The 12,776-nt window shown below is 34.1% G+C and carries 3 protein-coding genes; 2 read left to right on the top strand and 1 reads right to left on the bottom strand.

The genetic code is table 11. From position 1 onward, the window contains the following. Positions 1–117 precede the first annotated feature (117 nt). Entirely contained in the window at positions 118–1,179 is a 1,062-nt protein-coding gene (locus tag ABWU32_RS03875) for an ankyrin repeat domain-containing protein (protein ID WP_151808102.1), read from the bottom strand. A gap of 754 nt (positions 1,180–1,933) precedes the next feature. On the opposite strand from ABWU32_RS03875, the gene ABWU32_RS03865 reads away from it, so the two are divergent. Together ABWU32_RS03865 and ABWU32_RS03860 are read left to right on the top strand one after the other, a co-directional pair. Then, a complete protein-coding gene (locus ABWU32_RS03865) occupies positions 1,934–3,181 on the top strand; it encodes a hypothetical protein (protein WP_341812957.1) in 1,248 nt (415 codons plus the stop codon). Between the two features lie 204 nt (positions 3,182–3,385). Next, positions 3,386–12,577 carry an ankyrin repeat domain-containing protein gene (locus ABWU32_RS03860; RefSeq protein ID WP_353278940.1) on the top strand — a complete coding sequence of 3,064 codons (9,192 nt, stop codon included), beginning with the start codon at positions 3,386–3,388 and terminating at the stop codon, positions 12,575–12,577. The last annotated feature ends 199 nt before the right edge of the window (positions 12,578–12,776 follow it).

Here is a 12,776-nt window from a genome sequence, read left to right as displayed (position 1 = left end):
CACTCAAGGTTACTATTTATATCTTTATTTTTAACCATCTCTGCAAATGTCTTGACTTTCAGTGTAGGAACATGTCTTGTTGTAACATCTTCGAAGTCTACAAAGTAAATTAGTGTATTATTTCGTACTCCTGTTCTTTATACCAGTAAATGTCATTGCTTGAAAATTACTTCCATAATGCGTCGATAAAGCATCAATCAATGGTTTATGATTATGTAGAAATATTCTTTTTTCTATTTCTGGCATTATCTGAGCTTTAAGTTGTATATTCTCTGGACTGACATATAAGCCAGTAGCTTCCAGTTTTGCTATGTGATTTACTATTAACTCAGCATTGTCTATTTTATTCGAGATAATAACGCAATTTAAAGGAGTATTGCCATCACCATCTATCACATCAATATTCGCTCCTTTTTCAAGTAAAGACTCTATCACACCTTTTTGGCTATGTTCAGCAGCCCAACTTAAAGGAGTATTGCCATTATCATCTATCGCATCAATATGCGCCCCCTCTCCGATTAAAAGCTCTACCACTTCTCTTTTGCCACTTAAAGTAGCAGCATGTAAAGGAGTATTTTTACTCTCATTCACCGCATTAATATTCGCCCCTTTTTCGATTAAGAACTCTACTACTTCTCTTTTGCCACTTAAAGCAGCAGCATGTAAAGGAGTATTTTTAACCTTATTCACCGCATCAACATTCGCCCTTTTTTCGATTAAAAGCTCTACCATCTCTCTTTTGCCACTTAAAGCAGCAGAAAATAAAGGAGTATTGCCATTATCATCCACCGCATCAACATTCGCCCCTTCTTTGATTAAAAGCTCTACCACCTCTCTTTTGTCACTGAAAGCAGCAGCATAATGTAAAAGAGTAGGTCCATCTTCACTTACCATATTAATATTTGCCCCTTTTTCGATTAAAAGCTCTACCATCTCTCTGCCACTTAAAACAGCATAATGTAAAGGAGTGAGTCTAAGTTGCTGAATATTCGCTGCCTCTACTACCCCTCTTTCCCTTGTATTACTTAAAGCAGAAAGACGTGAAAAAGCTTTTTCACCCTCATCTACCGCATTAACCTCTGCTCCAGCTACTATTAACTCCTCAATTTGCCCTATATTACCCTGTACAACAGCATTAAAAAGTTGTTCATTTAACTCTCTTTGTTGTATTTCGTTCATAAATTACCTCTAATTTGTTAGTATGCTAGATGATAATGCAGTATAAATATTTGATATTTATTAATATTACTACACTTACATTATATATAAAATTTTTAATTCAATTCATCATCACCTGCAACATCAGCAAGCCAAACGCCTCCCTTTTTTCGTTGAGCGTCATAAAGCTTTTTCTATATACTTCCACAATCTTTGCCTCTTTTCCATGAGAGTTTCTATTGCATCTTTGTCATAAGATGAGCACAAACCTTTTTTGCTATAAATTTACCTTAGTTTTCCTTTTTATCCTCAAATGAATTGGTATTAATTTAGTAAAATATATTACTAATAACCTAACCGATACAACCACTTTCAGCAACTTAAAATAACAAGCGTGAGAACAAGTTTTTTTGGGATCAGTTGGTCTACCATCCCATCCCAAGAAAAACACTTCTCACCGTCCTTAGTTTTGAGCGCTGGAAATGGTTATATTACTTGAGATCTTAATAATATATTTTGCTAAATTAATATAATTTGCTTGTGGAAGAATTAAGGTAAATTTATAATAAAAAAAGAATTTAGAAGTAGATAAAAGATCTTATATCGAGCCTGTTGAGAGGCTTTTATCGAAAGTTATTCAAGCCTAAAAAAAATTTTCAAATTGAGGATTGACAAAACCTAAAAACGGGATACCCTACTCAAAATGGTATCAAGTTACTATAGTGTATGTTAGACGTAACAGTTTCTATGTTTTTCCGTTAATAGAGGGGTGATTATGCTGCGTTCAGATATTCCAAAGGTTTTATTTTCGTCTATTAAAGAGGATGATCCTTATAGAGCATCTAAGCTTTTTCAAATTGAACGCTGGTGCTATGCAAATTGGCGTCTGCACCAAAAAAGTGGCAAGAAAGGACGTAATTTTCTTGCACAGGTATTGTCTAGTGAGGATTGTTGGAAAAAAGTAGACAATTTACATGAAGTTAAGCTTGATAGGCAAGTGGTAGGCAAAAAGTTAATTGCGCCAGATTCAGGTAATCTCTTTGATAAGTATGCTATTGCCTGTCGGTACTGTCTAGAAGAAGATATTATTGCTTTATTTGAGAAAAGAAAAGAGGAATTATCAGCTCAAGGTAAGAGTAGTCTATTGGAGTATGAGCACTTAGTTAGGTGTTGCGGGTCGGGTCTTTTAGCGCAGTTTTGGTCACATTTTATCAGTGGTTACATCTCTAAACTAAATTTAGATGGCTGTCATCCATATGAGTACGGGCTTAAATGTGCTATGAGTTTTAAGCAAGAGCAGGCAGTGGAATTCTTCTGGAATAAAATAAAGTTATTACCTGAAAATGAAATGAACGCACAGAAAAAAGATGAGATCTTGATGAAAACAGCGGTATATGCAGCAGGTAGTCGTTGTAATAGTTATCCTGAAATATTCGAATTTTGTTTTAGTCAAATAACTCCTGATAGGTATCTAGAACTTCTAAAAAGAGACTTAGCTGAAAATGGTTATTATGGTAGTTTAGATACGCTACAGAGTGCACTTCGCTTTGATCAATTCCAAAAATTGTTTGACTGCTTAGGGCCAAGTGATGTCTCAGAAGACAATTATAATATCTGGTTAGACATGGAAATCAAAAAACATTCAGAGCCTTATGTAAGCGAAAGTGTAAAGCTTTTTATGCATATGTGGATAAAGGAAGGATTTGATAGTCATCGTGCTTTAGTGATAAGAGAGGAACTAGAGGATAAATCCCCTCTTTTCTGTACAAATTTATTAACACCTTTAGTAGAAAAGGGCTGTATGGAGCCAATATGGGCAATACTAGATAAGGCTAATCCTGATCAAATCAAAGAATTTATGGATTCTAGGCAAGCGGGGTATATACGATCTGTGTTGGAAAAAAGAGATACTGATTCACTGAATAAGTTTCTAGCATATGGAAAGTCTACAGCTGAAGAGCTTACTAGCTTAACTGAGGTTAAATTAAGCAAAGCATGTGAGCAATTAGAGTTGAGTAATTAAGAGGTATTATAAGGCAATTCTATAAAGTAGGTGGTGGTTTCTTGTTACTACTTTAGCTTCTGTCAAAAAGATGTTGCGTTGTAATGCAAATGTTATATACACAAGTCAGCATATAAGCAAAAATAGCTTTTATTATTGATATCTCTGATGGTTATATAATAAGCTTGGCATAGTGGGTTTAATATGATATAATGAAGGGGGTTTATGTTCAAGATACAATATCCAACAGATCATCTAAAAAAAGAAGATGTTAATTCAAAGATTACTGAATTATCGGATGAAATGCAATATATAGAGCAAGCTAGAGAATTTCCTCATTTCAAGCGTTATCGTAGGTCTGACTCTAATTCTGAAAGTGAAAGTAGATTTAAAAGAATCGATGTTCCAGGAGACGGTAGTTGCTTGTTTTGGTCTGTTACTATGGCTTACTTAATACCTGTCAGAAACGACGATGCTTTATTTCGACAAAGGTATGAAGTACTATTTGGAAATGAAGGAGCTGTAATTCAAAATTTAGATCGTATTAGGAATTTGGTAAGGAATTTAAGTACTGCCAATTATGATGATACATTTGCAAATTTAGTAAGAAACGTATTTCGTAATCGAGTAGTTGATCACATAAGTTCTCATAGAAACGAGTTCAGAGATTTTGTTGAAGGTGAAAGTGGACTCAGTTTCGAAGATTACTTAGAAAATATGAGAAAACTTAATACTTGGGGAGATGAACCTGAAATAAGAGCAATGAGTGAAATGCTTAGCGCAAGGATTAGTGTTTCTGGTGCAACTAGAAGTCAATATAACAACGGGAATATTCAAATACAGTTATTTCATGTTGGTACTCCAGGCAACCGAAACCATTATAATTTTGGTCTTGAAAGGAATATTATCTCTAATAATAAAGAGCTTGCAAAAGGTTTAAAAAAAGTCATGGGTAAAGGAAGGCCACAAGATTTTGAGTTGATACAGTTATTAATAGAGGAAGCAGGTACAGAAGTTGGCACAAGCAAGCAAGAAGAGGATTTTAGATCTTTCGAAACAAGATTTCAGTCATTTGTGGATCAGATTCCATCTTATTTACACTCTGTAAAAAAAGCAGGGTTTTTTACGCACTTCTTCCTAGGTAGTTTTTCTATTTTGCCGGATACAAAGATTGCAGAAAAGTTAAATATTAAAAAGATTTATTTTAGTTTTGATACTTCGAAAACTTTAAAAGTAGCTATTGTTAAAAATGGTCAAATTGGAAATGCTGAAGACGCTATTAATAATATAGATTTATTTTCCATTTCAGAAGGTAAGCGTGGCCATCAGTTTACTGTTAATGAATTGGAGAGCATATTAAGAAATAATATAGATAGAGGTAGGATTAGAAATCGAAACGTTGAGAATGAGATCCTAAATATTAAGAATGAAATTCAAGATAGAATAAAATCCAGATTAGTACAGATCTATAAAGGAAAGGATGGTATTTTTGTTGATATGGAAACTAAAGGGATACTTGATTCTGCTACTAGCAGAGAATTTCATGAAGTGGAAAAAGGAATATGGAGTAATCCAGAAGGTGATATAGAAAAACTGGTTAGTTCCCGTGCACGGACAGTTAGTAGGTCTTTGAAGGAAATTGTCAAAAAAATTAGTAATGTTCACTCTAAATATACAGGATCAGTAGTCTATGATAATAGTGCACGTGAAGCAGCACATCATGGATTTATGGTAGGCGTTTTCATGAATTTCCACTATAGGTATAATCTTAGAGTTTATCCAGAGCAATTTGCAGGTAGGGGTTATGCAGATATTATCCTGCTAGCTCGTGGTCCTGATCGTGCATTAGACTCTATTCCCATTATTATTGAGTTAAAAGCGGGAGAAGGTCCTAATTCTACTCCAGATAAGGCTTTGCAACAAGCAGAAAGGTATGCACAAGGTTTCCAACCAAATGTTCAGCGAGTTTTAACTACTGCGGATAACATTTTATGTGTTGGTGTCAACCTTGATAATCCGTCTCCTATCTCTGATATTAAAGTATCAAATCGTGGAGAAGAAATAATCCCTCTTTTTCAAGATATGCTAAAATCTGCTGATGACTGGGATACGCAAAGGATTGGAACAATAGAATTAAAAGGACAGGTGAAAGATAATTTAGAGCGTATTTATCATACGTTTCCTGGTACACCGGAGAAGGGAGATAATCATTATTTTAGCAGGTTTTTACTGGGACAATCACTACTGTTAAATAGAATTGAAGATTTAAAAACTGGTTTCAAAAAATACATTTTTATCTATGGAAACAATATACCTACCGAGGTACATCCTAATCTTCGTAGGATTAGACGTCCAGCAGCTGAAAGAGCCAGAGAAAGACTATCGGCTAATCTTGATGCAAGCCATGCAGTTGTAACAATGGTGCTCATTCCAGAGAATATAGAGAAGTTGGTTTATGTGATAAATATTGTTGAAGCTAACAGAAAAGATGTTCTGAACATGCTAAATGAAGTGCTCCCTCTTGATAGGTTAAACAGAGAAATAGGGAATAGGGAAATAGTCGAATTAAATCTTAATTTTGATACTAGATACAAGTCAGATTTTAAAAGATATCTTACTATTTGGACTGAAAAATACAATTCTTTACAAGAATACAACAACGGAGCTGAGAGATTTCAAGGTACTTTCAAAGAAGTTCCTTATTCTAGTAAGTTAAAAGAAACATTTGATCAAGCATTAGATGCTCAGTCTTTATCAATAGACGAATATAATAAATTGTTAGAAAAAATTGGAGAAGGAATATTCCCTTTTAAGAGTCTCGTTAATAAAGAAGCTCATTTCCAAGGAATATTGAATGGAGTGTTTAGTTATTATAGCGACCTAAAATTACAAGAATCACCAGAAACTAGAGCGTTAGTTTTAACTGAGTTTCAAACTGGTAGAGGGGAACGTATTGATATGCTAGTTCATGGTATTAAGTTTGTAGCTCAAGGTGGAAATGCTGAGGAGTACACACCAATAGGGTTGGAACTTAAGACATCAAGGCAGGGCAAAGGAGCTCAAGCTTTATTGAGGGAAGCAAATGATCAAATAAATGAAGAATACAAAGAAGGTGTTACCTATAAAACACTAACAGATGGTGATGAGGTAAAATTTATCGGTGTTGTTTTTGATAAAGGGTCTGATGATCCGCGTAAACTGATTTTAACAAGCAGAACGAATAAGGAAGGGTTTATTTCTCTTAAAGTAGGTCATAGCTCTCATATTTTACGCCCTCATTTAAGGCGGTGTTCTAAAAGAGAATCTTCATCACCGGAATATCCACCAAGTAAAAAACCAAGAAGAGAAAGAAGTGTAAATATGGCCTGCATGGATTCATTTGATGAAGAAAAGATTACAGAGGAGGAAAAAGAACAGCGTATCAAAGAGTTATTCAATGCTGACAAGGTAGCAGAAAGAGTAAAGAATATTGAGTTTTATGATCAGCTTTTCAAGGTTTCTCAGAAGATATCTGAAGGTGAAATTATAGATAAAAATGTTGAAGAAGCATTTGTAGCAAAGATTAAAGATATAGATCTAGGTTCAATAGATCCAGAGATTAGGGATATTGTGAAAGAAATGAAGGATAATATAGAGAACAAAGAAGAAGTGAAAAATATTCTGAGAAGATCCGGAGTGGCAGAAAAAATAGGAAAAGTAGCAGAAGGTGCAGGTCTTGCCTTTACAGCATTTTTAGTTGGTAAGCATATAGCAAATGGAGATATAGAGGGATTAGGCTACGATGCATTAAATCTCTGGGTAATGCCAAAAATTGGTGAAAAAATCTCTGGAAAGATATTAGAGTTGGGAACAAAGCTTGATTCTCAGATGTTGAAGGGGTTTGCTCCAGTTATGGGGCGTGCTATAAGTAATTTTGCGGCATTTTTAGGGTTAGCGGAATCAATAAAAGCTCGTCAGAGTGCGACAGATCCTATAGATATGAAGATTGCTGACCTAAACATCGCAACTAATTCCATTTTTATAGCTGCAGATGTACCTGCAATTGTTACAGAAACAATGTCAGTAGCAGGTCTAGAAACTGGAATAGTAGGAGAATTTGCCGGTCCGGTTGGCGCTGCTATTTCAGTTACTGTAATCATTATAGCACAATTTGTAGAAGCAGGACTTGAGGTAGAAAAATTAGGAGAACATATAAAACTTACAGATCAAGAGAAACATGACTTGTATTGGGATTTCTTTCTTGGTAAAAAAGTACCAGATTATATAGAAAATGATATAGAAGCAAAAAGTATATATAAACAATATATATTAAAGCTTATAAGCCAATATAAAGGTAATTATGATAAAATAGTTATGTCGTTACCTAATATATTGGTTACAAAGGAAAAGCGTGGTGATGCGGAGATACAACTCTTCAGAGTTTACTGTCGTACTAACACAAAAATAGTTGATACTAAGTTTGATTTTGAGTTTAGTACGAATGTTAAATATCCGTTTTATATCAGTGATATTAATTCTAGAATGATTCCTACAAACATTGAAAGTTATAATGTTGTTTGTGGACCACGTGATAGTGATATTAAAGTAAAAGTTGATAACTCTCCCTGTAATGACTGTGTCGTAAATGGAATTGGTTCAGGATGTGATGATTTATATAGTCATAGTAACATATTGCTGAATAGAACATTTGAAAAGTGGTTTTTACAAGAATACCCTAGCGACTGTTATAATGCAGTTATATATAGAAATACAAATTCACGTGGGTATGGAAGCATGTATTATATACCATCTCAAAATGCTAATATTGATGTTGTTTTTCAAGAAAAGGATGCTCTTAACGGTAATCAAAATAGAAGGAGAGAGAATAGGTACTATTTTGAAAAGTTGCTAGATAGCTGTAAGGTGCATAATCCAGGTAGCAATTTTTTTTATATAACAGGAAAGTTTTCTTGTGATTTAGAAGCAGATGGACAAAAGAACATAGTTATAACACAAGGTAATCTTACTACAGATTCAATAAACATACATTCTATTATTGGCAGCAACAAAGCTAATCATATAGAAGTTTCTCATGCAGATTATATAGATGGTAAAGGTGGCAATGATGTAATAACAGTAAAAAACTTTACTACAATCAGGGGTTATTTTGGTGATTCAATTCATGGGAAAGGTTTAGTATTATTACCGATAAATTTTAATGATATAGATAACATAACCCACGTTAATAACATAACAACCATCTATAATAAAAGTGGGGCTTTTATAAGTGTAGATAAACAAACATCGGTAAAAACAGCAGATGGTTTATTTGTAACACCAACGAAAATAGATGATAAGACTGGCATAGTAACAAACTTGCATGTGACAAAAAGCTTGAGAGGTGATATTGTGTTAGATGATGAATTAGATAATTTAAGAAAAATAGAAAATTCAAACTTTAATATTACAAAGCAATTATCAAGTGCTAATTATCATAGTACTATAGGTAGTTCCAGTAATCATATTTTTTATCCTGATAAAGAACATCATAATTTTTACTGGGAAGCTCCAAGTAATATAAGTCATCTTTATCTTTTCGATAACAGAAACGCTAATATTACGATTGCTCAAGCAAATGGTATATTAGATTTTAGCCAATTAAATAGTACATTAAATGATATGCCATTTATAGAAAACGATAAAGGGGAAATAAAGATTAATAAAAATGGCCTAAATGTAACCTTGCTACCAGATTATAAAGATGTCACAGTTACATTTGATGGGGAAGAATATTACAAACTTCAGAATGGAGAATTAGAGCGAGATTATTGCTCTCATAGTTTGAGAATAGATGGAAGATTTAGTGTTAATGGTACTGATCTTTTAAATCATCATAATTGTTTCACATTTGACTCAGACAAAGTACTTTTTTTGAAGCTAAATAATGATTTGCTATTGTTATCAGATAGAGGAGCATTATCAATATCGGATTACTATTCTTCTGTTCATAAAAACTGGGATTTATCCATAGAGTTGAGCGACAAAATTATGGAACCAGAAGAATTTGGAGAAAGAGCTGATGAATTTAGTTCTTTCAGATATTACCAACCAGATGAGCAAGGGTTACAGATTTATCATAATCAGCCTATTAATAAGAATGATATTGGTTTGGTTGATTTGAAAGGTAAGTCTATATTAGATTTCGATATGAAAGTTATGAATGATACCTTATTGCTATCACATAAAAATAACACTCTTGTAAAAATAGAAAATTGGAATACTTACCAACCAGCAAGAGAAATGATGTTTGCTTTTAATGATGCAATAGTTTCTAACTCAAAGTGTATAGCTTCTATTTGTAACTCAGAAGATGTTATAGTGGAATTTAATAAAGAAAAAGCAATTCTATCTACAGAGCAACTGTTTGATGCTGTGAGACGAAATAATCTTAGTGAAGTTAAGAATCTTCTCAGTATGGGTGCAGATGTTAATATTAGAGATAGGCGTGGTTGGGCACCTTTGCACTATGCTTCTGATAACGATAATAAGCTTGATACATCCAGGGCAATTTTAAATCGAAATGCTAATATTGAGGCTAAAACTAATATTGGAGAAACACCGTTACATATAGCAAATGCTTATGGTCAATTGAAAATAATTGAGCTTCTTATAGATAAAAGGGCTAACATTGAAGCTAAAACTAATGATGGTTTAACACCTTTGCATGTGGCTATTCAGCACAATAATACTACACCTAAAATAATTGAATTTCTTATAGATAAAGGTGTTAACATTGAAGCTAAAATCAAAGATGACCAGACACCTTTACATCATGCAGTTTTCAAAGACAGGCTTGATATAGTTAGAGTACTTTCAAGTCGAGGGGCTAATATTGAAGCTAAAACTAGCGATGGAAAAACACCTTTAGACTTGGCTATTCAAGGGAATTATACAGACATAGTAGGATTTTTAAAACAAACAGAATTAGACAAAAAATTATTGACTGCCACAGAAAATGGAGATCTCTCTGAAGTCAAAAAATTTGTTGGTCAGGGTGCTAGTGTTAATGCTATAGAAGTGGGCATTTTTGGTAGGAAACCTATACACATTGCTGCTGAAAAGAATTACAAAGATATTATAGAGTTCCTTCTCGGTAAGGGGGTAAGCGTTGATGATACCAGTAACTATGGTTGGACACCGCTACATTATACAGCGTCGAAAGGCTGTTTAGAAGTTGCAAAGTTTCTCATTGACAAAGGGGCTAGTATTAATGCTCAAAACGTTTATGGCAGAGAGCCTATACACATTGCTGCTGAGCACGATAATAAAAATATTATAGAACTTCTTCTTAATAAAGGAGTAAGTGTTAATGAGGTTGACAAAGACGGCTGGATGTCTCTGCACTGGGCTTCTTGGAATGGCCATCTTAATATAATAGAATACCTGGTAGGTAAGGGAGCCAATGTCAATGCTAAAGATAGGAATGGTAAAACACCGCTAGATCTTGCTAGAGATAAAGGATATAATAATGTTGTAGAATACTTACAACAAACACAATTAGGTCTAGATAGGCAGTTGTTAACTGCAGTACAAGGTGGTAATCTTAATGAAGTTAAGGATTTTGTAGTTCGAGGCGCTAGCTTAGATACTCAAGATAGTAATAATGGTTGGACACCTATAATCTATGCCGCTCAGGGAAGTAAATGGGATGCGGTCAAGTTCCTTATAGCTCAGGGTGCCAAGTTTAATAATGAGATCACATATCAAGGAACACCCTTGCACTTTGCAGCTCAAGAAGGTAATTCAAATATGGTTCAATTTCTTCTTGACAAAGGTGCTAATATTGAGGCTCAAGATGCATACAATAGGAAACCTTTGCATATTGCTGTTGATGTAAACAGGTTAAATGTAGTAAATCTACTTCTTGACAGGGGTGCTAATTTAAAGGCTACAGACATGTACGGCAAGACATCCTTAGACCTAGCTATTCAAAAGGGTTACGAAGATATAGTAGAAGTTTTGAAACAAAAACAATTAAATCTAGATAAAGAATTATTAATTGCTGCAGAAAAAGGAGATCTTGAAAAAGTGAGAGAAAGTATCAGACGAGGTGCTAATGTTAATATTCAAGATAGGCAGGGTTGGACTCCTTTATTTTGGGCCATTCAAAAGAATAATTTTAATATAATTGAACTTCTTTTAGATAACAGTGCTGATATTAAGGTCAAAGATAATGAAGGTTGGACACCTCTTCATTGGGCTGTTCAATTGGGTTCATTAAATGTAGTTAAATATTTTGTTGAAAAGGGTGCTGATGTCAATGCTTTAACTGCTGACGGTAGAGCACCTCTAGATATTGCTAAAGATAAGGGGCACAATAAGATTGTGGAATATTTAGAAGAAAAGCTCAGTGAAGGAAGAGGAGGACGCAAACGCCGTCATCATCATGGAGATCATAGTCGTCATCACTTATCACGTAAACCTCTTGCTATAAATTCAAGTAATCAACCTGAAATAGCAGCAAGCAGTGGTATAAGACCATTTTCATGGATAAATTATTGTATTTCTTTGGTGAAAAGCTCTGTAGGTAGATTATTGAGTTCTCAATCTGAGGGGACTGCAAGTTCAGTATCACAATTTGATGGGCAATTTGCCAAAGCGTCGATAAGTAATAGTAGTCTCACAGGTACCACATTACCATCTGATGATACAGATAAAAGACAAAAAAATGGAGGTTTCTTTCGAGACAACGTCGATTATGTAAATGCAAATCTAAAACGAATGTGTGAAAGGCAAGCACCTGTTAAATTTAAGCCTAAGGGTAGAAATACAATATTAGAAATGGGAGATCACTATCTATCACAGGTTGACTTTAATGGTACAATAATTTTATTTGACTTATTGATTAGAAGATTTACAGGTCAGAAGTATATTTCTACAGTAGATCAGTCTATATCTCCACTAGAAGCACAGGGCTATGCACTCAATATTACAAAGGGATTTGAGAAAGTAGTAGAGCAAGCTGGATTAAAAAGTGGTGTATCAATGCATCGACTAAATATTGATTATATGGGAATGCAGAAAGATATTGTTAGAAAAGTCGTAAGAGGTCAATTTAATGAGATCTCAGGAGTTTTAAGCTCGTATTTAGAGAAAGCATGTCCTAGTAGAGAAGCAGGATGTCCTGGTAAATTAAGTTCTAAAAAGTTTGACAAGTTTATAGCTCAATTTAATAATGGGCTGCTAAGTCAATCAATAGAGCAGATATTACACAACGGAGATGGTAGATTAGAAGTTGATGGTGCAAAGCAAATGAATTTAGAGCCTCAAAGTTATTTAAGTAATGCTTCAGTTCACAGCTATTCAGAAGTATCAAATTGTCTTTCTGAGATAGGAGTAACCAAACTTGGAGGGGTAATCTCAATAGGTAGGTTATAATATAAGAGGTGGAGCTATAATATGCCAAGTAGTGGAAAATTTAAAGTGAGGGTAGCCAAAATAATTAGGGATACCAGACTAAGTTTGATGATCCCAATACTAAAATGGATGAAATAGGAATAAGAAATACAAGACTAGAATTGGTAAATAAGTGGTTAATGTGTTTTCCATATTGAACTTACAGCACGTAGCTTTGATA

It is taken from the genome of Wolbachia endosymbiont (group A) of Udea olivalis, assembly GCF_964028365.1.
Lineage (GTDB): Bacteria > Pseudomonadota > Alphaproteobacteria > Rickettsiales > Anaplasmataceae > Wolbachia > Wolbachia pipientis.
This window is presented reverse-complemented; position numbering and strand designations above follow the sequence as displayed.

Coding starts and splice junctions, on each gene's coding strand:
- ABWU32_RS03860 (WP_353278940.1), top strand. CDS start 3,386: ATGTTCAAGATACAATATCCAACAGATCATCTAAAAAAAGAAGATGTT.
- ABWU32_RS03865 (WP_341812957.1), top strand. CDS start 1,934: ATGCTGCGTTCAGATATTCCAAAGGTTTTATTTTCGTCTATTAAAGAG.
- ABWU32_RS03875 (WP_151808102.1), bottom strand. CDS start 1,179: ATGAACGAAATACAACAAAGAGAGTTAAATGAACAACTTTTTAATGCT.